At 70.3% G+C, this 22,273-nt stretch carries 19 protein-coding genes; 12 read left to right on the top strand and 7 right to left on the bottom strand.

The window, feature by feature from the left end; genetic code table 11:
- Positions 1-68: 68 nt before the first annotated feature.
- Together CK951_RS19470 and CK951_RS19465 are read left to right on the top strand one after the other, a co-directional pair.
- Complete coding sequence (locus CK951_RS19470; RefSeq protein WP_096787858.1) at positions 69-938, top strand: glycosyltransferase family 2 protein; 870 nt, start codon at positions 69-71, stop codon at positions 936-938.
- Between the two features lie 389 nt (positions 939-1,327).
- Complete coding sequence (locus CK951_RS19465) at positions 1,328-1,861, top strand: hypothetical protein (protein WP_232520755.1); 534 nt, start codon at positions 1,328-1,330, stop codon at positions 1,859-1,861.
- Between the two features lie 167 nt (positions 1,862-2,028).
- Here the strand turns inward: CK951_RS19465 and CK951_RS19460 are convergent, their stop codons facing one another.
- The 7 genes from CK951_RS19460 to tssH form a co-directional block, all read right to left on the bottom strand.
- On the bottom strand, positions 2,029-4,593 hold the full coding sequence (locus CK951_RS19460; RefSeq protein ID WP_198402485.1) for a PAS domain-containing protein: 2,565 nt from the start codon (positions 4,591-4,593) through the stop codon (positions 2,029-2,031).
- 178 nt (positions 4,594-4,771) lie between these two features.
- Positions 4,772-5,530 carry a potassium channel family protein gene (locus tag CK951_RS19455; RefSeq protein ID WP_232520754.1) on the bottom strand — a complete coding sequence of 253 codons (759 nt, stop codon included), beginning with the start codon at positions 5,528-5,530 and terminating at the stop codon, positions 4,772-4,774.
- Positions 5,531-5,724: 194 nt separating this feature from the next.
- Positions 5,725-6,972: an Hsp70 family protein gene (locus CK951_RS19450; protein ID WP_096787854.1), complete on the bottom strand. Its 1,248-nt coding sequence runs from the start codon at positions 6,970-6,972 to the stop codon at positions 5,725-5,727.
- 64 nt (positions 6,973-7,036) lie between these two features.
- Complete coding sequence (locus CK951_RS19445) at positions 7,037-7,282, bottom strand: DUF6522 family protein (protein WP_096787853.1); 246 nt, start codon at positions 7,280-7,282, stop codon at positions 7,037-7,039.
- A 9-nt stretch (positions 7,283-7,291) separates the two neighbouring features.
- Positions 7,292-7,750: a group III truncated hemoglobin gene (locus tag CK951_RS19440; protein WP_096787852.1), complete on the bottom strand. Its 459-nt coding sequence runs from the start codon at positions 7,748-7,750 to the stop codon at positions 7,292-7,294.
- Positions 7,751-7,954: 204 nt separating this feature from the next.
- Complete coding sequence (locus CK951_RS19435) at positions 7,955-8,353, bottom strand: hypothetical protein (protein WP_096787851.1); 399 nt, start codon at positions 8,351-8,353, stop codon at positions 7,955-7,957.
- A complete protein-coding gene (gene tssH / locus CK951_RS19430) occupies positions 8,346-11,012 on the bottom strand; it encodes a type VI secretion system ATPase TssH (RefSeq protein WP_096787971.1) in 2,667 nt (888 codons plus the stop codon). Before tssH ends, CK951_RS19435 begins: the two co-directional genes overlap by 8 nt.
- Positions 11,013-11,121: 109 nt before the next feature.
- Between tssH and CK951_RS19425 the strand changes: the two genes are divergently transcribed.
- The 10 genes from CK951_RS19425 (at position 11,122) to tssJ (ending at position 22,269) form a co-directional block, all read left to right on the top strand.
- On the top strand, positions 11,122-13,200 hold the full coding sequence (locus CK951_RS19425; protein WP_096787850.1) for a serine/threonine-protein kinase: 2,079 nt from the start codon (positions 11,122-11,124) through the stop codon (positions 13,198-13,200).
- A 98-nt stretch (positions 13,201-13,298) separates the two neighbouring features.
- On the top strand, positions 13,299-14,375 hold the full coding sequence (locus CK951_RS19420; protein WP_096787849.1) for an ImpA family type VI secretion system protein: 1,077 nt from the start codon (positions 13,299-13,301) through the stop codon (positions 14,373-14,375).
- A gap of 18 nt (positions 14,376-14,393) precedes the next feature.
- Positions 14,394-14,927 (top strand): type VI secretion system contractile sheath small subunit, encoded by a 534-nt coding sequence (tssB, locus tag CK951_RS19415; protein ID WP_096787848.1) that lies wholly within the window; start codon positions 14,394-14,396, stop codon positions 14,925-14,927.
- A gap of 2 nt (positions 14,928-14,929) precedes the next feature.
- Positions 14,930-16,444, top strand: a complete 1,515-nt coding sequence (tssC, locus tag CK951_RS19410) for a type VI secretion system contractile sheath large subunit (protein WP_198402484.1) — start codon at positions 14,930-14,932, stop codon at positions 16,442-16,444.
- A gap of 44 nt (positions 16,445-16,488) precedes the next feature.
- Positions 16,489-16,980 carry a type VI secretion system tube protein Hcp gene (locus tag CK951_RS19405; protein ID WP_096787846.1) on the top strand — a complete coding sequence of 164 codons (492 nt, stop codon included), beginning with the start codon at positions 16,489-16,491 and terminating at the stop codon, positions 16,978-16,980.
- A gap of 29 nt (positions 16,981-17,009) precedes the next feature.
- Positions 17,010-17,726: a type VI secretion system baseplate subunit TssE gene (gene tssE / locus CK951_RS19400; RefSeq protein WP_096787845.1), complete on the top strand. Its 717-nt coding sequence runs from the start codon at positions 17,010-17,012 to the stop codon at positions 17,724-17,726.
- Positions 17,726-19,591: a type VI secretion system baseplate subunit TssF gene (tssF, locus tag CK951_RS19395; protein ID WP_096787844.1), complete on the top strand. Its 1,866-nt coding sequence runs from the start codon at positions 17,726-17,728 to the stop codon at positions 19,589-19,591. Before tssE ends, tssF begins: the two co-directional genes overlap by 1 nt.
- Positions 19,555-20,559, top strand: coding sequence for a type VI secretion system baseplate subunit TssG (gene tssG / locus CK951_RS19390; protein WP_096787843.1), 1,005 nt, complete (start codon positions 19,555-19,557; stop codon positions 20,557-20,559). The genes tssF and tssG overlap by 37 nt, the downstream gene beginning before the upstream one ends.
- Positions 20,559-21,827, top strand: coding sequence for a type VI secretion system-associated FHA domain protein TagH (tagH, locus tag CK951_RS19385; RefSeq protein WP_232520753.1), 1,269 nt, complete (start codon positions 20,559-20,561; stop codon positions 21,825-21,827). Before tssG ends, tagH begins: the two co-directional genes overlap by 1 nt.
- On the top strand, positions 21,820-22,269 hold the full coding sequence (gene tssJ / locus CK951_RS19380) for a type VI secretion system lipoprotein TssJ (RefSeq protein ID WP_096787842.1): 450 nt from the start codon (positions 21,820-21,822) through the stop codon (positions 22,267-22,269). The genes tagH and tssJ overlap by 8 nt, the downstream gene beginning before the upstream one ends.
- Positions 22,270-22,273 lie beyond the last annotated feature (4 nt).

Here is a 22,273-nt window from a genome sequence, read left to right as displayed (position 1 = left end):
AATCACAGGGGGCTTGCAATCCGGCGGGCCGGCGGGGAATGGTGCCGCGGGCAGACAACGGGGCGAGGATGCGATACGGAAGCCTGGACATCTTCCTGTCCGTCGCGACGGCTGCGCTGTCGCAGGGTCCGATCGCCGTGATCTTGGCCGAAGACGGGGTGGAGCTTGAGCGCACGATCTCGCACCATGCCCGGGCGGGCTTCCGGTCGATCCTGCTGCTCGCCCATCCCGATCTCGACCTGTCCGCGACGGCCGAGGCGCAAGTCCACCGGATCGACCACGACGTCTTTGCCACCAATGCGCTTGTCGGCGCGGTGAACCGGCTGATCCCGGCCGTGCCGGGCCGATGGCTTTATTACTGCTACAACGCCGAGTTCCTGTTCCATCCGTTCTGCGAGACGCGCAACGTCGCAGAGATGCTGGCCTTCCATGCCGAGGAGCGGCGTGAGGCTTTGCTGTCCTATGTCATCGACCTCTATGCCGGCGACCTCGACCGCTATCCCGATGCGGTCTCGGTCGAGGAGGCGATGCTGGACCGCTCGGGCTATTATGCGCTCGGCCGGCCCGATCCGCTGAACCACAACCACCCCCGGGAACGGCAGCTCGATTTCTTCGGCGGCCTGCGCTGGCGGTTCGAGGAGCACGTGCCGGCGGATCGGCGCAAGATCGACCGGATCGCGCTTTTCCGTGCGAGGCAAGGTCTGGTGCTGCGCCCCGACCATACCTTCAACGACGAAGAGATGAACACCTACGCCTGTCCCTGGCACCACAACATCACCACGGCGGTCTGTTCGTTCCGCACGGCCAAGGCACTCAAGACCAATCCCGGATCGCGCCATGCGATCGGCAGTTTCCGCTGGCGGAACTCGGTGCCGTTCGAATGGACGTCGCAGCAGTTGATGGATCTCGGCCTCATGGAGCCGGGACAGTGGTTCTAGCCGCCGCTGCCGACGACATCCGGCACGGAACTGGCCGCGGGCGCGGCGAAAGCGGCGGCGATGGCCGGCCCCGCCCCCTGCCTGCCGCGGCACAAGCCGCCTGAAGCCCCCCGACGCATCCTTTTCCGCGACCGCGCCCGTGCACGCATTCGGGCCTTTTCGTGCATTTGACGATCCGGCCAAACGGGCGTAGCGTTCAGGGTGCGAGTTGGTATCCCTTTTAACGAGTGATGTCGCGACTGACGGCGTGGGCCTCGGTTTGCAATCGCGCTGACAACTCGCCAGATCGAAGCCGTGCAACCATCGGGCGTGGCGACAGCTTGCCCAACCTGTGCCTTCGATCCGGGCTTGCGGCCGCCCGAACCCGACCAACATCGGGAGTGTTCATAGTGTCCAAGACATGTCTTGCTGCAACGCTCGTCATCCTCGGCATGCAGGCCGCGGCGGCGGATGAAAAGGCCGACCTGATCAGGAGCGCCGAAACCGCAGCCCCGGCGGCCGTCTCGTCCGAGGCCACGATCTACGGCATGGGCCCGGACGGGAAGATGCAGACCCTGCGCGAAGGCACCAACGGCTACTGGTGCATGCCGGACGACGCCACCACCCCCTCGTCCGACCCCATGTGCGGGGACGCGAACGCGATGGAATGGGCGATGGCCTGGATCAACAGGACGCAGCCTCCCGCCGACAAGGTGGGGCTGATCTTCATGCTCGCCGGAGGCTCGGACGCGAGCAACACCGACCCCTACGCCACCGCCGAGACGAACGACAACCACTGGGTCACCACCGGGCCGCATCTGATGATCATGAACGCGACCCACCTGATGCAAGGCTATCCGTCAGGTCCGGACCCTGACACGAAGATGCCCTTCGTGATGTGGGCGGACACGCCCTATGCCCACCTCATGGTGCCGGTCGAGTAACGGACCCGGGCAGGGGCGGCCCCGGCCGCTCCTGCCCTGCCGGATGCCCGCCTGCCGCGGACGGCGGCACGGCACGAGTGACGCGCGCATCCACAATCGTTTGGGGATGCGCGCGCACCTGCCCCGCACCGATCCCATCGCCAGCGGGCACCACGTCCGGGCGCGGCTCAGCCCGCTGCCGAGGGGACCGTCGGATCGATCGCGGCCTCCATCTCGCAGGTCACGCCTTCCGGGTCGAACCTCAGACGGACGCTGCCCTCCATCTCCGCGGCCAGCGCCTGCTCGATCATCCGCGTGCCGAAGCCGCGCCGGGTGGGGGGCGGGACGGGCGGGCCGCCTCGTTCCTGCCAGACGAGATGCAGCCGGCCGGGTGCCGTCAGCTGCCACCGGATCGCCACCCGGCCACCCGGCACCGACAGCGCGCCGTATTTCATGCCGTTGGTTCCCAGCTCGTGGATTGCCATCGAAATCGTCACCGCCGTCCGCGGCGGCAGCATGATGTCGGGCCCCTCGAGCACCACCGCCGCCGTCCGGGCGCCGCAGCCCTCGAGCGAGCCAAGGACGATCTGGCGCAGCGGCGCCTGCGACCAGCTTTCGCGGTTGAGATGGCTGTACGCACAGGACAGCGCGCTCAGCCGGCCGGAGAAGGCATCCCGTGCCTCGGCCGCTTCGGGGACCACGCTGAACGTCTGGCGGGCCACCGCCTGCACCAGCGCCAGGATGTTCTTCACCCGGTGCTCCATCTCCTCGAGCATCAGCTGCTGGCGTTCCTGCGCCAGCTTCATGTCGTGGATGTCGGTGCAGGTGCCCATCCAGCGCAGGATGCGCCCGTCCTCGCCCCGCACCGGAACGGCGCGGCACAGCACCCAGCGATAGCCGCCGCCGACATGCCTCATGCGGCACTCGACCTCGTAGGGGTCGCCGGTTCTCAGCGCGCGTGACCAGCGCAGCCCGATCCCGGCCCGGTCGTCGGGGTGGAAGACATCCTCCCAGCCGGCGCCCTCCGGCGCCGAGGGGCCCACGAAATCGTGCCAGCGCCGGTTGAAGAAATCCGGCTGCCCGTCGGGACGCGCCGACCACACCATCTGCGGCATGACCTCGGTCACGGTGCGGAACAGGGCCTCGCTCTCGCGCAGGGCGTCCTCGGCGGCACGGCGGTCCGAAAGATCGAGCACCGAGCCGATGTGGCCGGCAAACCGCCCCTCGGCGTCGAAGCGGGGCTGGGCGCTGTCGAGCACCCAGCAATAGCCGCCATCGGCGCGGCGCAGCCGGTATTCGATCCGGCAGGGCGAGAAGTCGTCCCGCGTGGCGAGGAAGGCGCCGACCGATGCGGGCCTGTCCTCGGGATGGACCATGTCCGTCCATCCCCACACAAGCGCCCCTTCCACCGGCTGGCCGGTGAAGGCCGTCCAGCTTCGGCTCATGAAGGTGCAGGCGCCGGTCGCGTCGCTCAGCCAGACCATCACCGGGGCGTCGTCCGCCATGTGGCGGAAGCGCGCCTCGCTTTCCACCAGCGCATCCTGCGCGCGCTTCCGCTCGGTCACGTCCTTGAAGACGAGCGCGAACCGGCCCGGCACCGAAAGGGGCGTGGCGAAGACGTCGAACCACCGTCCCATCGCCTCAGACGACATCTCGAACCGCAGGGTCTCGCGATCCAGACCGACGCGGGCGTAGGTGTCGATCCAGTGCCGCTCGAGACCGGGGACCAGTTCCAGCGCCGTCCGGCCCACCGCATCGGGAAGTCCCGTCATGAGTCCGAACAGGGGGTTGGCCTCCACGAAGCGGTAGTCCACCGGCTTGCCGGCCGGGTCCGTGATCATGTCGCAGATGCAGAACCCCTCGTCGATGGCGGCGAAGACGTCGCGATAGTGCTCCTCGCTGGCGCGCAGGCGCTCCTCGGCTGCCTTGCCGGTCGAGATGTCGTGGATCACGCCCACGACGCGCTGCGGCCGGCCCGAGCCGTCAAGCTGCGCCTCGCCAAGCGAGCGGAGCCAGCGCCGCTGGCCGCCCGGAAGCCGGATGCGGAACTCCACCTGCACCGCCTCGCCCCGCAGGGCCGCGGCCTTGGCCGCCATGACCCGGTCGAGATCCTCGGGATCCACCGCGGCATCGAAGAAGCCGACCGGGATCTCGCGCGGAAGGCCGGGCACCCCGAAGAGCGCCGCCAGCGACTCGTCGATCCGGACCACCTGCCGGCCAAGGTCGAGGTCCCAGACCGCCATGCGCCCGGCGCCTAGCGCTAGACGCAGCAATGCCTCGCGATCCTCGGGAACCCGGCCCCGCGGGTCCGGGCCGTCGAAGGCGCCGACCACCGGCGGGCGGGCCGTCTCCGCGGCGGGCGTTGGCGCGATCGCGACCTCGGTGATGTCGCAGTCGAGGCCATGCAGGCGGGCAGGCCGCCCGGCCTCGTCAAGCTCCAGCCGCGCATGGCTCAGGATGCGCCGGATGCCGCCATCGGCGCGCAGGATGCGGAAGCTCTGGCTGTGACCGCTGCGGCGAAGCGACAGCGTCGCGGTCACCGTCGAAACGACGCGCGCGCGATCCTCGGGGTGCACGAGGTCGCAGAAGCGGGCGACGCTCACCTCCGGGCCGGCCTCATCTAGGCCGAAGATCGCGCGCTGCTCCGGCGACCAGGTGATCGTGCCGCCGTCCAGATCCCATATCCAGCGGCCGATCCCGAAATCGGCTGCCGCAATATCGCGGGAGAGATCATCGGAGGCCTGTTCGAACATCGGCTCGATCTTTCGCCCGAAGGGACTGTGGAAAGGCAATCTCAGCCCCAGAGTATGGTTCCATCGGCGAATTCTGCAACTTCGGCGGGGTCGAAGCCGGCAAGATTTCTCAACGGAGCTTGTTTCGCGGGATTGTCCCGCGATGCGCGGCGCCGCATCTTTCGGCGGCACGCGCCGCTCAGTCGCCTTCGGAGCGGATGTTGACGACGCGGCCGCAGTGCTTGCAGTGCACGGCATCCCAGTCATGCAGTTGCAGGCCACAGTCGGGGCAGGGATGGCGCACCTTGTTCGGACGGAACAGCGTCTGGGCGAGCCGCAGGAACAGCGTCACGCCGCAGATCATGATCACGATCGAGATCATCCGCCCCCGCGTGCCTTCAAGCGTGATGTCGCCGAAGCCGGTCGTGGTGAGGGCGGTCACAGTGAAGTAGAGCGCATCCGCGTAGTTGCGGATCTCGGGGTTGCGAGAGTGTTCGGAGGCATAGACGATGCCGGTCATCACGAACAGGAAGACCACCAGGTTCGTCAGCGCGAGAAGCACCTCCTCGTTCTTGCGGAAGAACGGCAGGTCGCGCCGGAGACGCGAGAGCATCGGATAGGCGTGCAGCAGCCGAAGCGTGCGCAGCACGCGCAGGAAGCCTGCGGCCTCTCCGCTCAGCGGCGCAAGGAACGAGCCGACGGCGACCACGTCGCTCAGCGTCGTCGGATAGACGAGGAAGCGCATCGGGCGCGGATTGCTCATCAGCCGCGCCACCAGATCCGAGAGGATGAACAGGCCGATCACCACGTCGACCCCGTCGACCCACGGACGGCGGGGCATGAAGGACGTGCCGATCACGAAGGCGATGGTCGCAAGGTCGAAGGCCAGCAGGGCGTAGCGAAACCGATGGGCGCGCTGGCTCGTGCCCTCATACAACTCCCGAACGGCTTTGCGCACCCCGCATCCCCCCTCGTGGCGATCGGTCAGACCCGACCCGGGCGGCTGACCCCGTCGCCTTGATAGCATGCCCGACGAAGGGGGAAACATCCGTCGGACCGGCAGGATCCCGGCAGATGCGGGACCACCGCCGCGGGCGATCCCTCGCCCTGCACAAGGCGCGCCTTCGCGGGTGGGCGCCCGACGCGCCACCCTCAGGCCGGGAGGGTCCCGATGGCAAGCGCCAGACCATCCACCACGGCGGTGAAGGCCTCGGCGCTCTTCAGCTCGGCCCCCGGGCACAGCGCCCGCGCCTCGTCCGCGACGAGGCCCATCAGGCTCGACCCGCCGACGAGGATCACCGTGCCGACCCGGTCCGGCTCGACCGCGGCGAGGCGGCAGGTTTCGGCAGCAGCCTCGCGCAGCACCCGCCGATGCGGGGCAAGGGCTGCCTCCAGCGAGGCGGCGGTGATCTCGGCGTAAAGGCCGCGCTCGATCCTGCCCATGCGGATCATCGCGCCGGGGCGGCCGGCGTTGGCCTCGATCTTCCCCCGCTCGACCGCGAAGGCAAGGTCGTGGCCCAGCTCGTGCTCCAGCACCGCGGCAAGGCGGCGGAGAAGCCGCGGCTCGACCGCCCGCTTCAGCATCCCGGCCACCGCCGAGCGGGTCTCGCGCGTGTAGAGGAAGGGGATCTTCGCCCATGTCGCGAGATCCACGAAAAGATCGTTCGGCATCGGCAGAAGGCCCGGCCCCATCTCGCGCCGCAGCGATCCGCCATGACCGAGGCAGGGCATCGCATGGGACAGCGAGACCGACTGATCGAAGTCCGTCCCGCCCAACCGGATGCCGTGGCTGGCAAGGATCCCGACCCGTCCATCCCGGACCCGGAACACCGAGAAATCCGAGGTGCCGCCGCCGATGTCGACGATCAGGCCGGTTCCCTCCGGGTGCCCGAGGCCATGGCTCGCCAGGGCCGCGGCCTCGGGCTCGTGCAGGAAGTCCACGGCGTCGAAACCGGCGGCCAGGTAGCAGGCGCGCAGATCCGCCTCGGCCCGTGCGTCGCGGCCCGAATCGGCACGAAAGCGGACCGGACGGCCCGAGAGCGCGCGGCGGAACCGCCGGTCCGTCAGCTGTTCCGAGCGGCGCTTCACCTCGGCGAGGAAGGCGGCGATCACCTCGGCCAGCGTGCGCCGACGCCCGCCGATCAGGCGCGGCTCGTGCAGCAGCGGGGTGCCGAGCACGCTTTTGAGCGCGCGCATGTAGCGGCCTTCCTCGCCCGCGATCAGCGCCTCGCCAGCCGCGGCCCCGATCCGCATGGGCCCGCGGTCGGCCGGGAAGAAGACGGCGGTGGGCAGGGTCTCGGCGCCGGTTTCCAGCGCCAGCCGGCGCGGCACGCCGCCGTCGAGGATCGCCGCGGCGGAGTTCGAGGTTCCGAAGTCGATCGCGAGGGTCTCGGCGGGCATGGCGGGGCTTCCGGGTCGGGCAAAGCCTGCGCCGCTACCGGACTTTCCCTCCTGCCGCAAGCGGCTATCGCTCGACCCGGCTGCGGGTAAGCACGTTGCCCTCGGCATCGACCGTGAAGCGGAGGCGCGTGCCGCGATGCCGGAAGGTGACGCGGAAGCGGCCGGCGTCCGCGTCGCGGCCCTCCTCGACCACACCGGTGATCTCGCCCCGGCGCATCAGCAGCGGCACCTCGGCGGGCGCGACGCCCAGAAGCGGCGCGAGATCCTCGGCCTCGATGCTGAAGCGGCCGTTCACGATCCCGATCCGCATCGCCCCCCCTCACAGCCGTGGCGGCTCGGCCCCGAGGCCGTTGCCGCGCCGCTGGTTCTCGATGTTCGCCGCGATGGCCACGGCAATCTGTTCCGCCTTCGCAATGACATGGGCCGCCCCGGCCGGAGGGCAGACCTCATGCGCCGTCGCGCGGAACAGCTCCAGCCAGCGGTCGAAGTGCCGGGCTTCCAGCGCGAGCGGCATGTGCTTCTGCATGGGCCGACCGTGATAGCGCCCCGTCATCAGCGCGACCGAGGACCAGAAGGCGGCCAGCCGGTCGAGATGGCTGTCCCAGTCGTGCACCGCGCGGTCGAAGATCGGGCCCAGCACCGCATCCCGCCGCACACGGCCATAGAAGTCACGGACGAGGCGGTCGAGCATCGCCTCGTCCAGCCCTGTGCGCGCCATCAGCTCGGCGGTGATGGCGGGGCGGGCGCTGTCGATGGCGGGCGTGTCTGTGCGTTTCATGGGATGCTCTCGGGCGGACCTGCCCAACATAGGTGATCCCGGGCGGCCCTGCTTGCCCCCGCACAACATTTTGCACCAGCGGCGCCGCTTCCTTCGCCCGGCGCCCCGGGCCTCTCTATGACTGGCTTGGGCCGAGCCTGTCGGGTCCTGCCCCCACCGGGCTTCCGAGCAGGCGGATGGTCCCCACCCGCCGAAGCAAGCGGCCTAGTTCAGATGCACGCTTGCCCCCTGCAGCCGGTTCGCGCCGCCTGCGCGGCTGAGGATCCGCGTTCCCAGCACGGTCACGCTGCCATCGGCCGACAGCGTCAGCGAGGCCTGCCCGCAGCGCAGCACGATCTCGCGCGTGGCCTCCAGCGTGAGCCGGTTCCCGTCGATCACGACCTCCGCTTCCCGCGCCGGCCGAAGGATGCCGAGGACGACCGGCCCCTCCTCGAGGCGAGCCACCACCGCCTCGGCCCCGGCATCCGCAACCGAGCCGGCGACGCAGAACCGGGCCGGGACGACCTGCCCGTCAAGCGTCACCCCGAGCCGGCCGTCCTCCGTCAGGGCAAGCCGCGCGGTGCAGAGCCCGGGCACGAGGCCCGGAAAGCCGCCGTCATGCATGGTCCGCCTCCGTCCCGATGTCATAGGAGAAGCCGCCGTCGCCCCCCCTGACCGTGATCGTCGAAAAGCCCAGTCCAGCAAGCTGTCGGTTCAGGACCTCGCGGCTGAGGTCCGGCAACAGGCTGCCCGTCAGGATGGCGTCGATCATCCGCCCGCCGGATGCCACCTCGGTGCAGCGGGCGCGGATCGTCTCGATCACCCCCTCGCCCAGCACCAGTTCCGCGCCATGCGCGGCCTTCAGCCGCCGGCCGATGGCGGCAAGCTTCTGCGTGGCGATGGCCGCGATCATCGCGTCGGACAGCGGCAGATAGGGGATCGCCGTCATCCGGCCGAGAAGCGCGGCGGGAAACACCTTCAGGAGCGGCGGGCGCAGGGCCGCGGCCAGAGCCTCGGGGTCCGGGGCGCCGCTTTCGGCCAGCGCCATGATCTCGTCGCTGCCGACGTTGGAGGTCAGCACGATCAGCGTGTTGCGGAAGTCGATCCGGCGGCCCTCGCTGTCGTCCATCATCCCCTTGTCGAAGACCTGGAAGAAGATCTCGTGCACGTCGGGGTGGGCCTTCTCGACCTCGTCGAGCAGCACGACCGAATAGGGCCGCCGGCGGACCGCCTCGGTCAGCACGCCGCCCTTGCCGTAGCCGACATAGCCCGGCGGCGCGCCCTTGAGGGTCGAGACCGTGTGCGCCTCCTGAAACTCGCTCATGTTGATCGAGATCAGGTTCTGCTCGCCGCCGTGCAGCAGTTCGGCCAGCGCCAGCGCCGTCTCGGTCTTGCCGACGCCCGAAGGGCCGCAGAGCAGGAAGACCCCGACCGGCTTTTCCGGCGCGCCAAGGCCCGCCTGCGCGGTCTGGATACGGCTCGCGATCTTGGCCATCGCGTGATCCTGCCCGACGACGCGCGCCGACAGAAGGCCGGGCAGCGCCAGCGCGCGCTCCTTCTGGCTGGCCAGCATCCGGCCGAGCGGAATGCCGGTCCAGTCCTGCACCACCGAGGCGACCGCCAGCCGGTCGACCGAGGGCAGGATCAGCGGCCGCTCGCCCTGCGCCTCGGCAAGGGCCGCCATGCGCTGCCTGAGCGCGCTCCGCGCCTCGGCCCGCGCGGTCTCGTCCGGTTCGCCCGCCTCGTCGCCATCGACGGGCGCCCCGCCTTGCCGCAGCCGCGCGCGGAGCGCGAGGATCTCGTCGACCAGCCCACGCTCGGCCTGCCACCGCGCATCCGCCTCGGCGCGGGCCGCGGCTACCTCGGCCTGCGCGGCCTCGACCTCAGCCCGGCGCGCGGCCGTGTCGATCCCGATGGCTTCCTCGCGGGCGATGATCCCGGCCTCGATCTCCAGCGCCTGCGCGCGGCGGATCAGGTCCTCGACCTCGGCCGGGGTGGCGGATTGCGAGACGGCGACCCGGGCGCAGGCGGTATCAAGCAGGCTGATCGCCTTGTCCGGCAGTTGCCGCGCCGGGATGTAGCGGTGCGAAAGGCGCACTGCGGCCTCGATGGCCTCGTCGAGGATCTCGACCTTGTGATGCGCTTCCAGCACCGCCGCCACGCCCCGGCACATGCGGAGCGCGGCCTCTTCGGCGGGCTCCTCGACCTTCACGACCTGGAAGCGGCGGGTCAGCGCCGGGTCCGGCTCGATGTGCTGCTTGTATTCGGCCCATGTCGTCGCCGCGATGGTGCGCAACTCGCCCCGCGCCAGCGCGGGCTTCAGAAGGTTCGCGGCATCCCCGGTGCCCGCCGCCCCGCCCGCGCCGATCAGCGTATGCGCCTCGTCGATGAACAGGATCACCGGGCTGTCCGAGGCGCGCACCTCGTCCATCACCGCCTTCAGGCGCTTCTCGAACTCGCCCTTCACGCTGGCGCCAGCCTGCATCAGCCCGATGTCGAGCAGATGCAGCGCCACCCCGCGCAGCGGCGGCGGCACGTCGCCTTGCGCGACGCGCAGCGCGAACCCCTCGACCACCGCGGTCTTGCCCACACCCGCTTCTCCGGTCAGGATCGGGTTGTTCTGCCGCCGCCGCATCAGGATGTCGACGATCTGCCGGATCTCGGCATCGCGTCCGATCACCGGATCGATCTGGCCGGCCCGTGCGCGCTCGGTCAGATTCGTCGCATAGCGGCCAAGCGCCGAGTCCTTTCCCGTCGCTTGCGGCTTCGGTGCCGCGGCGGGTTCGCCGCCCTCGGCGGAACCTTCCAGCAGATCCGGCAGGCGGTCGGCCATCGCCTCGGCGTCGACCCGGTCGAACTCGGGGCTGATCCGGTGCAGCAGCGCCTCGAGCACCGGCACCTTCAGCGCGCCCAGCAGAAGATACGCCGAGCGCACGGTGTCGTCGCCGAAGCGCAGGCTGCCGAAGGTCCAGCCCTCGCGGATCGCATGGAAGATGTGGTCGGAAAATTCCTCGACCGCCGTCGCCCCCCGCGGCAGCGCATCGAGGGCGGCGGTGATGTCGGCGGCCAGACGCGCCCCGTCAATGCCGGCCGCCGCGCAGATCAGGGCGAAATCCGACCGCTCCGCCTCGGCGAGTTGCGCCACCAGATGCACGAACTCGACATAAGGGTTGCCGCGCGCCTTGGCGGTGCGGGCCGCCGCCGAGAACGCCATGAGGCAGAGCGGATCAAGCCGCCCGACAAGATCCTTCCGCTTCACCGTCTCGGGAGAACCGCGAGGCATGGGTGCCTCCATGAGATCCGAAATAATCCGACTCCGGGCAACAAAAGATAGATTATGCTGGAATCATTCGGATTGGCGACAGAATTCGCGACGCTCCGGAGGGCCGAGCATGATCGAGGGCAGGCCGGGCGACATCTTCCGCCGCGGCGACATCCTGAACCACACCTACGAGATCGAGGGCCTGCTGGGCCGGGGCGGCACGGGCGAGGTTTACCGCGCGCGCAACCTGATCTCGGGGCGGATCGTGGCCATCAAGGCGCTGAACCGGCAGTTTTCCGGCAGCGACGACTATCTGGGCCTGATGCGGCGCGAGGAGCAGCTCCGCGACGTGAGCCACCCGGCTGTGGTGCGCTACACCGAATGCTCGCGCGACGAGCGCGGCCATGTCTTTCTGGTGATGGACCATGTCGAGGGCCCGACGCTGGCCGCCACGATGGGAGAAGGCCGGCTCGACCCGCGGGACCTGCTGATCGTGGCGCATCGCGTAGCCGAGGGGCTGGCCGCCGCGCATGGACGGGGGATCGTCCACCGCGACCTCTCGCCCGACAACGTGATCCTGCGCGACGGCGCGCCTGAACAGGCGACGATCATCGACTTCGGCATTGCCAAGGACCTTGCCGCCGATGCCCGGACGGTGGTGGGCGAGGGCTTTGCCGGCAAATACGAATATGCCGCCCCCGAGCAGTTCGACGGTCGGACCGAGCCGCGGTCGGACCTCTATGCCCTCGGCGCCACGCTGCTTGCGGCGTGGCGGGGCGAGGCGCCGCTGTCCGGGGCCACGCCGGGCGAGATCGTGCGCCGCAAGGAGCGACCGCTGCCCACCGGGGACCTGCCGGAACCGCTGCGCGGGCTGGTCGAGTGGCTGACCGCACCGCGGCCCGAGGACCGTCCGGCCAGTGCCGCGGACCTCGCCGCGCATCTGGACCGGCTGCTGCGGCCGGCCGGCGCGCCCGCGGAACGTCCGGATCGCGCGCCCTCGCGCCGTCGCCTGTGGGCGGGTCTGGTGCTGGCTGGCCTCGTCGCGGCGCTTGCCACCCTTGCGTCGATGTGGCCGCCGCCCTTGCCGGTCGCGCAGCCCTACCGCCTTGTGGCTTCCGCGGCCGCGGACGGTGCGCCGCACCTGTCCGGCCATGCCCCCGATGCCGAGGCCGCGCGGCGTATCCGCGACGCCTATGGCGCGACCACTGGCACGGCACCCGCGCCGGATGCCGTGATCCCGGCCCGCGGTGCCCCCGTGACGGACTGGGCCGGCGCAATCGAGGAACTCCTGTCGATCGCGGCGCCGCTGGAGGACTGGACGGTCGACCTCGCCGGCACGGGCGCCGATCTGGCGGGCCTTGCTTCCGGGTCGAAGGCGCGCGCCGTGGCCGAGACGGCGTTCCGCGACTGGGGCGCCCGACACGGCTTTCAGGTGACGCTGCGGCTTCAGGCCGGGCCGCGCCAGCTTTCCCCCGAGATCGTGGCCGAGGTTCTGGCGCGTCACGCCGATTGCGGCCCCCTCGTCCAGAGCGCGCCGGACACCGGCTATCCCCTCGGCGCATCCGTCACGGTATCGGGCGACGTGGCCAGCGCAGCCACCGCCGAGGCACTGCGCGCGGCGCTGGCCGACCTGACCGGCGACCGGGTGGTACGGATGGAAACCGCCATCCTGAACCCCGCGATCTGCGAGGTCCGCACCCGCCTTCCGGCCATTCCCGCGCGGGGAGTGTCGATCTGGCTGGGCGATGCCTCCACCGGGCAGCCGAACCTTGCCGGCATCTTCACCACCGGGCAGTTCCCGCAGGTCGAGGTGCGCCTTCCCGCCACGCTCTCCGGGCTGTCGCTCTGGGTCGGGATCGTGGACGTCACCGGCTCCGTCCTCAACGTCCTGCCGAACGTCCATTCGGCCGAAACCTCTCTCGACCGGCTGGGGCAAGTCGCGGACGGGGTGCGGACGGTGCGGGTGATGCCGGTGGAATATGACGCCGGCGGCACGCGCGGACTCTTCGCGCTGCAGGTCGACAGGGAGAACTTCGGCAAGAGCGAGATCGTGGCGATTCTCTCGCGCGGGGATCTTTTTCAGGTGCGCCGCCCGAAGGACGAAAGCGTCGCCTCGTTCGTGCAGGCTCTCGACGAGATTTCCCGCAATGAGCCGGCGAGGCTGGTCGCGCTTGCGCGGAGAATTCTTGAAATGCGAGAGCAGCCTTAACCGACAGTTGCAAAACATCAACCTTTCTGACACCATTTTCGCGAAGGCCGCATTTTCGGCCCTCTCGCTTCAAGACCTTTTCGAAAGGCCGGACGGCCATGGTGGAGCTTCAGGGGTTTCTGGAATCTGTCGGCGCCGACCATCCGTCGGGCGCGGAACTTCGGAACGATGCCCGCTTCCATGCCATCGAGCGGCTGATCGAACCGGCCCATCGCGCGGCGCGGGCTGGCGCTGCCGCAAGCGGCTCCTCGATCCAGGTGGACTGGCCGCAGGTGATCGAGGATTGCCGCGAGCTGGCCGGATCGGGGCGCGATCTGCGGCTGCTGGTGATCCTTCTCCGTGCGCTGGCCGCCGAGGAGGGACTTGCCGGGCTGACGGCGGGGCTGGACCTTCTGACGGAAACCGTCTTGCGCTACTGGGAGACGCTGCACCCCGCGCTGCGCGAAGGGTCGCCAGCCGAGGCCGCCCTGCGCCGCATCAATGCGCTGCGCCAGATCGAGAATCCGGATACCGGGCTGCTGGGCGATCTCGAATTCCTGCCGGTGATCGAGGTGCGCGGGATCGGGCGCATCACGGCGGGCGATCTGGCGGCGGCGGCGCTGTCGCGCTCCGCCGCTCTGGCCGAGGCGCCGCGCGGGCTCGGCCAGAAGGAGACGGAGGCGCTGGCGGCCGATCACGAGGCACGGGTGAACCGGGTCGCGGCGGCCTGCCGCGCGCTTCAGGCCGAGCGGCCAGAGGATCACGCCCGCCTGCGCGACGGGATCGCGGGCGCGCTCGCCGCGCTGGAACGGCTCGAGGCCGCGCTGTCGGTAAAGATGCAGGTCAACGGCTCGGGGCCGCGCTTCCTGGCGCTGACCACGATGCTGCAGCGGATGGCCGTGCCGCTCAGCGCCGCCCCGTCCGATGCGCAATCGCCTGAAGCCCCTGCGGAACCGGCCACACCCACTCCCTCCGGCAGCTTCCGCATCGCGTCGCGCGGGGATGTGGAGCGCTGCCTGGACCTCATCATCGATTTCTACGAGCGCACCGAGCCCTCGTCGCCGATCCCGCACCTCGCGCGGCGGATGCGGCGGATGGTGCCGATGAACTTCCTGCAGCTGATGGAGGAGGTCGCGCCCTCGGGAATGAAGGAATTCCGCGCCGTCGCGGGCGTCGTGGACGACAGGACGAAATGACAGGGAAAGGCCCGGACGATGAGCGAGAGCAAGGCGAAGGTGATCGAACGCAACCGCGCTCCGCGCGTGCAGATCGCCTATGACGTGGAACATTACGGCAGCCCCACGACCATCGAACTGCCCTTCGTGATGGGGGTGATGGCGGATCTTGCCGGCAAGTCCGACTCGCGCGAGGCGCAGAAGTCCGCGGGCGAGCGCGCCTTCGTCGAGATCGACGCCGGCCGCTTCGGCAAGTTCATGGAGGCGCTGGCCCCACGGGTACAGGCCCGCGTGCCGAACCGGCTCGCCGGCAAGGAAGGAGAGCCCGCGGACGAGGAGATCTTCGTGGACCTGACCTTCCGCGGCATGGCCGATTTCGCCCCCGACCGCATGGCCGAGCAGGTTCCGGCGCTCGCGGAGCTGCTGCGGATGCGGCGCCAGCTCGAGGAGCTTCTGGGCTACATGGACGGCAAGGTAAGCGCCGAGAAGCGCATCGCCCAGCTTCTGAACAATGAACCCCTGCTTGCCCGGATCGCCTCCGAGGCGGTGGCAGCCCGGCCCGCGGAGGAATGACCATGGCCGAGGCCAGACAGGACGCCGCCGCCCCCGCCGCAGCCGAAACCGCGGAAGTGGATCTGGGCGAGTTCACCGATCTTCTCGAAAAGGATTTTCGTGTCCGTGAGGACGACTCGGCCAAGCTGCGCCAGCTGGTGCAGAACCTGGCCCTTGCGGCGACCGAGCGCTCGGGCACGGCGACCATTTCGGGCAACGCCATCAAGTCGATCAAGTCGATCATTGCCGGGATCGACGGCCTGCTGACCGCGCAGATGAACGAGATCCTGCACGCCCCCGAGGTCCGCCAGATCGAGGGGACGTGGCGGGGACTCTACTACCTCGTCAACAACACCGAGACCGACCAGAAGCTGAAGATCCGGGTTCTGAACATCACGAAGGACGAACTGGCCGACCAGCTCGAGGATTTCGAGGGCCAGATGTGGGACCAGTCGCCCACCTTCAAGAAGCTCTACACCGACGAATACTCGATGTTCGGCGGCGAGCCCTTCGGCGCGCTGATCGGCGCCTACGAGTTCAGCCACCATCCCCGCGACGTGAGCCTGTTGCGCAACCTGTCGGGCATCTGCGCCTCGGCGCACGCGCCCTTCATCGCAGCCGCTTCGCCGCGCCTCTTCCGCATGGAAAGCTGGCAGGAACTGCCAAACCCGCAGGACCTGCAGCAGATCGTCTCCTCGCCCGACTATGCGAGCTGGCAATCGCTGCGGGAAAGCGAGGACAGCCGCTACATCGGCCTCACCCTGCCCCGCGTGCTGGCCCGCCTGCCCTATGGCGCCGCCACCGTGCCGGTGAAGGGCTTCGCCTTCGAGGAGGAGATCGACGGTCGCCACGACCACTACGTCTGGATGAACGCGGCCTTCGCGATGGGCGTGAACATCAACCGCAGCCACAAGCTCTTCGGCTGGGGCACCCAGATCCGCGGGGTGGAGTCGGGCGGCTCGGTCATCAACCTGCCGGTCCATACCTTCCCGACCGACGACGGCTCGGTCGCGATGAAATGCCCGACCGAGATCGCCATCGACGACCGGCGCGAGGCGGAGCTGTCAAAGCTCGGCATGATGCCGATCCTGCACCGCAAGAACACCGACATCGCGGCCTTCATCGGCGCGCACAGCCTGCAGGACGACGAGGCCCGCGCGGGCCGGCTGGTGGACACCGACGCACAGGCCAACGAGCGGCTGTCGGCGAACCTGCCCTATCTCTTCCCGGTCTGCCGCTTCGCGCATTACCTGAAGGCCATCGCGCGCGACAAGATCGGCACCTTCAAGGAACGCGCCGACATGCAGGTGTGGCTGTCCGAGTGGATCAACCGCTACGTTCTGGCGAACACCGCCATGGCCGACGACAAGCAGAAGGCCCGCCGCCCGCTTGCCGCGGCCGAGGTGCAGGTGGACAGCGTCGAGGGCCGTCCCGGCTACTACAACGCCCGCTTCTACCTGCGGCCCCACTACCAGCTCGAAGGCATCAACGCGAGCCTGCGCCTCGTGTCCGAACTGCCCTCGGTGAAGGGCGGATGACCCGCCCGACGCTGTGACCGAAACGTTCAGCAAGGAAGAACGACATGGCATTCACCGGCTATCTCAAGATCGAAGACATCAAGGGCGAGTCCAAGCGCGCCGACCACGAGGAGGAGATCGACCTCTTCGGCGCCAGTTGGTCGGTCGAGCAGGCAAGCTCGGCCGCCACCGGCAGCGGCCGCTCGCGCGGGCGCGCCAAGGTCAACGACTTCCACGCGCGCAAGTGGATGGACGCGGCCTCGCCCTACCTCGCGCTGGCCTGCATGCAGGGCAAGTCCTTCCCCGAGATGGTCTTCATGGCCCGCAAGGATTCCGGCGAGGCGCATCTCGACTACCTGCAGGTGACGATGAAGAACTGCATGATCTCGAGCTATTCCATGGCGCAGAACGCCCCCGAGGAGGCGGGCAGCGACATGATCGCGGAAGAGATCGGGATCTCGTTCGAGTCGCTCACCTTCAAGTACGTCGTGCAGGCCGAGGATCATTCCGCCGGGGACGAGCACGAGGTCGAATATGACGTGGTGGCCGCGCGCTGAGGCGCGGCCCGGGTCCGGGAGGCGCGGCCTTGTCCAGAACGGTGACGCCCATCCAGTCGCGGCGCGAGGCGGTGCAGCCCAGCCTATGGGACCGGCTGCGCGACGACCTGCCGGGGCTGTCCGCCGAAAGCGATCGGCTGCGCGCGACCCTCGCCCGCGACCTGGGCGAGGAGCGGCTGGCGCGGCTGCTGGCGGCCGGCAGGCGCGCGCTCGACCGCGAGGAAGGGCTGGCCGAGGACGTGCGGCGCTCGCTTCTGGGCCTCTTTACACAGCTGGAACGTCGCGCCTTCCTTCAGGAGAACGGCATCGTCGTCACCGCCGAGACCATCCGCGAGGCGGTGCGGCGCGACATCGAGGCGCTGTTCAACACCGAGCGGATGCAGGCGCGGCTGCTGCTTTCACCCGGGGAGCGCGGCGAGGTCGAGGACCCCGAGGACCTGCTGGCCGACTTCCCCCACGTCCGGCGCAGCGTGCTGAACTTCGGCGTGCCCGCCTTCTCGGGTCGCCGCGCCCGCGACTTCGACCCCGAGCGGCTGGCGCGCGAGCTGAAGGAGGTGGTCGAAGTCTTCGAGCCGCGGCTGAAGCGAGACACGCTGCGCATCCGGGTGAACACCGGCGACCGGGCGGGCCTGCGCATCGCCATCGAGGGCGTGCTGCTGCTGACCCCGATCCCCGAGCGCCTGCGGCTGACCACGATGGTCGATCTCGACACCGGCCGCGCGGCCACCGCGCTGGAGGAGGCGTGATGGACCGCACCTTCCTTGCCTATTACGAATCGGAACTGGCGCATATCCGCGAACTGGCCGTCGAGTTCGGTGCGCTGCACCCCAATGTCGCGCGGAACCTGTCGCTCGACTCCGTGCCCTGCCCCGATCCTTACGTCGAGCGCCTGCTGGAAGGCGTGGCCTGGCTTGCGGCCCGGACGCGGCTGAAGCTCGACACCGAGGCGCAGCGGCAGGTGCGGGCCATCCTCGACTGGCTCTATCCCGACCTTGCGGGGCCGGCGCCGGCCATGGCGCTCGCGGTGCTGCAGCCCGGGGCGCAGGTGCTGACCCTGCCCGATGGCCACTGCGTCCGGCGCGGCACCCGGCTGGTTGCCGGCCTGCGCGAGGGGCTGTCGACACGGGCGACCTACACCACGGCGCAGGACGTGACGCTCTGGCCGGTGACGATCGAGGCGGCGGGCTACCTGCAGGACCGCTCGGCGCTGAAGGCGCTCGGCCTGCCCGACGCGCTTCTCGGCCGCGCCGAGGCCGGCTTGCGGCTGGTCCTTGGCCGCACCGGTCCAGGCGGACTTGCCGACCTGTCGCTCGACCGGCTCGACCTCTGCTTCGCAGGCAGCGCGCGCGCCGGGCCGCTCTTCGACGCAATTCACGGCCGGGCCGCCGGCAGCCTTGCCCGCGCGCCGGGCGGGGCCTTCCACGCGACCGCTGCGGCCACCCTCGTTGGCATCGCCGACAGCGAGGCGCTGCTGCCGCGCCTGCGCCCCTCGTTCGAAGGCTACCGCCTGATCCGCGAATATTTCCTGATGCCCGAGCGGTTCCACTTTGTCCGCCTCGACGGCCTGAACCCGGCGCTGCGCGAGGCACGCACTGGCCCGGTCGAGATCGTCGTCCTGCTCGCCAGGGCGCAGCCCGCGCTTTCGGATGTCGCGGCGGGCGACTTCCGGCCCTTCGTCACGCCGGTCGTCAACCTCTTCGAGAAAGAGTGCAACATCGTCGATCTCGATCCCCGGCGCGAGGCGCATGTTGTCCATGCCGACCGCACCCGGCCGCGGGATTTCGAGATCTACCGGCTGCTTCGCGTCGAGGATGCCGATGTCGAGGGGCCGGAAGCCACGATCCAGCCGCTGCATTCCGCCGAGGCGCATCGCGGAACGTCCCTTCTCTACACCACCGAGCGACGCGCCCGCCGGCCGGGAGAGGACGAGCTGCGCCGCGGCCAGACCCGCACCAGCTACACCGGCGACGACCTGTTCCTGTCGCTCGCCCGCCGCGGGGCCGGCCCGTCGGTGCGGCGTCTCGACATCCGGGCGCTCTGCACCAACCGCGACCTGCCGATCCTTGACGACAGCCCGCGTCTCACGCTGGAAAGCGGCGATCCGGTGGGCCGGGTGGAGCTGCTGGGCGCGATGCGCCGGCCGCGGGGCTCGCTGGCCGCGGGTCTGCCCCGGATGACGCGCGACGCCGAAACGGCGCTGGACGAGCTTTCGTGGCGGCTTGCGGCGCAGCTTTCGCTCGATCACCTGTCGCTCGCGGATGGCGCCGAGGGGGCCGAGCCGCTGCGGGCGATGCTCGACCTTTACGCCGACCGGGGCGATCCGGCGGTGTCCCACCACGCCCGCGCGGTCACCCGCGTCCGCTCGCGCATCGTGACCGAGCGGCTGGATCTGCCCGGCCCGGTCTGCTTCGGCCGCGGGCAAGAGGTCACGCTGGATCTGGACGAGACGATCCTCAGCGGCGGCAGCGCGCTGCTGCTGCCGGCGCTCCTCGCGCAGCTTTTCGCGCGGCAGGCGGCGATCAACGGCTTCATCCGCGTCCGCACCCGGCTCGCCCGCACGCAGGAGGAGGTGGCATGGCCGATGACGCCCGGCACCCGCCCGCCGATCTGATCCCCGAGGGCACGGGCTTCTTCCAGCTGCTGCGCCGGCTGGAGACGGTTGAGCGGCGCTTTGGCCGGACCGGCGGCGCCGGGGACGACCCCGCCCGGCTCGGCCAGCGGCTGCGGCTGCACATGGCCACGCGCGACATCGCCGCCCTGCGCCCTGCGCGCGGGGGGCGGCCGGCCGAGGTGGATGTCGAGGTGCTGGGGCTTTTCGGCCCCGAGGGTGCCCTGCCGCTTCACCTCACGCGCCGCACGATGCAGCGCCTGTCCGAGCGGTGGTTCGCGGGCGACGAGGACGGCGCCTCGGACACCGCCTTCCTCGACTTCTGCAACATGCTGCAGCACCGGCATCTCGCGCTTTTCTGGCGCGCATGGGCCGACAGCCGCCCCGATGTGCAGGCCGAGGTCGCGACCGGCGGCCCGTTCGAGGCGATGCTGCGGGCGATGGCCGGAGTCGGCCCCGGCTCCCGCCTCGGTTCGCTGAAGCGGCGACACGCGACCGCGCTTTCCTCCGAGGTGCAGGGACCGGAGCGGCTGACCCGCATCCTCGCGGACCGGATCGGCGCCCCGGTCGCGCTGCGCGAGTTCGTGGGCTACTGGATGCCTGTCCCCCCGGCCGCGCAGAGCCGGCTGGGCCGTTCCCATACGCGCCTCGGCCGCACGGCTTCGATCGGCCCGCGCAGCTTCCAGCGCCAGACCCGCGCCGAGCTGCGTGTCGGTCCGGTGGACCTGCCGCTCTACCTGAGGCTGGTCGAGGAGGCCGGGCTTGGTGCGGACATCGGCCACCTGATCCGCGTCGCCGCCCCCCGCGGCGTCGATCTCGACCTCCGCCCGCTGCTGCGCCGGGACGCGATCCCCGCGCCGCAGCTGGGCACCATCCGGCTCGGCCGGACGGCGTGGCTGGCGGGCGGGCGGCATCGGGACGCGGCCGATCTCGTCCTGCGCGGCGTGACGGCCGGGAAGGAGGCCGCCTGATGCGCATCGTCGTCGAGCACTCCCCCATCCCCCAGCCGGTGCGCGAGATGCGCCTTGACGGCGGGGAACTCTCCATCGGCCGCGGCGCTGATTGCGACTGGCAGCTGGATGACCCCGACATGTTCGTCTCGCGCCGGCACTGCATCCTGTCGGGCCGGGCGGGCAGCTGGCGCGTCACCGATGCAAGCCGCGGGGGGCTGTTCATCGACGGCGCGGAAGATCCCCTCGGCGCCGGCAACTCCGCCCCCATCGGTCACGGCACGCGGCTGCGGCTGGGCGACGTGGTGCTCAGGGTCGAAGTTGACCCCGAGACCCGCCCGGCAGCCGATCCTCCGCCGGCCCGCCGTCCGGTGTCCTTCGACAGCGACGACTTCTTCGCGCGGCTGGACGCGCCCGCGCCGCCTGCGCCACGACCGGACACCCTGCCCGATCCGTTCGAAGAGGTCCGACGTGCGCCCCCCACCCCGAAAGCCCCGGAATTCGACGGCGACTTCCTGTTCGATCCGCCACCGCGGCTCGTCGAACGTCCCAAGGCGCCCGAACCATGGGATGCGGCTTCCTTTCGCCCCGACGATCCCTTCTCTGCCCAACCTCCGCAGGCAGTCGAAGCCGCTCACTCACCCGCTTCCGCGACCGACCCTGCGCAGCACCGGGAGTGGCCATCAAAGACTGAACCCGAAGCGCCGGGCAACCAGGACAGGCTGGTCCAAGCCTTCTACCGCGGGCTGGGCCTGCCTCCGCAAGCCGCCGGCGAGGCCGAAATGGAGGCGATGGGCCGCCGGTTCCGTGCCTTGGCCGAAGGGCTTGTGCTGCTCCTGCGCAGCCGCGCGCGCGAGAAGGGCTCCGCCCGCGTGCCGCAGACCGTCATCGGGTCGAGCTCCGTCAACCCTTTGAAGTTCCTCGCGACCCTCGACGAGGGCGTGGGCGCGCTCACCTCTCCGCGCGGGCCGGGCTACCTCGACCCCGACGCGGCCATCGAGGCGTCGTTCCGCGACCTTGCCGACCACCAGATGCGCAACTGGACTGCGATCCAGACCTCGCTCCGCCGGATGGTCGACCGCTTCGACCCCGCCCGCTTCGAGGCCGAGATCGAGCGCGAGGGGCTGGTGAGCCAGATCCTCGCCGGCGGGCGCAGCGCGCGGCTCTGGCAGCTTTACACCGACCGCTACCGCGAGATGGCGCGGGCGGCCGAGGATCGCTTCCTGGGCGAGATCGGCGCGGATTTCCGCGAGGCCTACGAAGGACAGAGGAGGAAGGACGATGCCTGACCGACGCACATTCCTGATCGCTTCCGCCGCGGCGCTTCTCGCCTCCTGCGGCGGCCCGAAACCCGGTGCACTGACCGTCAGGGCCACCGGCTCGTCCGGCATGAACCCCGGCCCGGACGGGACCGACCGGCCGCTGGTGGTGCAGGTCGTCCAGCTGCGCACCACGGCGGCCTTCGAGGCGGCCGATGCCTTCGGCCTGCAGACCCCGCAGGCGACGCTGGGCGCGGATGTGCTGAAGGTGGATCTGCTGACACTGGTGCCGGGCGCGCCGGTCACGAAGTCGATCCCGCTCGATCCCGCCGTGACCGCCGTCGGCATCGTCGCGGGCTTCCGCGAGCCCGGCGGACGCAGCTTCCGCAGCCTGCAATCCGTCTCGCCGACCGCGAACGTGGAACTGGTGATCGACGTCGGCAGCCCCGGCCTCGTGGTGGTCATGGGGTAGGGAG

The organism is Rhodobacter sp. CZR27, from assembly GCF_002407205.1.
In the GTDB taxonomy this organism is placed as follows: Bacteria; Pseudomonadota; Alphaproteobacteria; order Rhodobacterales; family Rhodobacteraceae; genus Cereibacter_A.
This window is presented reverse-complemented; position numbering and strand designations above follow the sequence as displayed.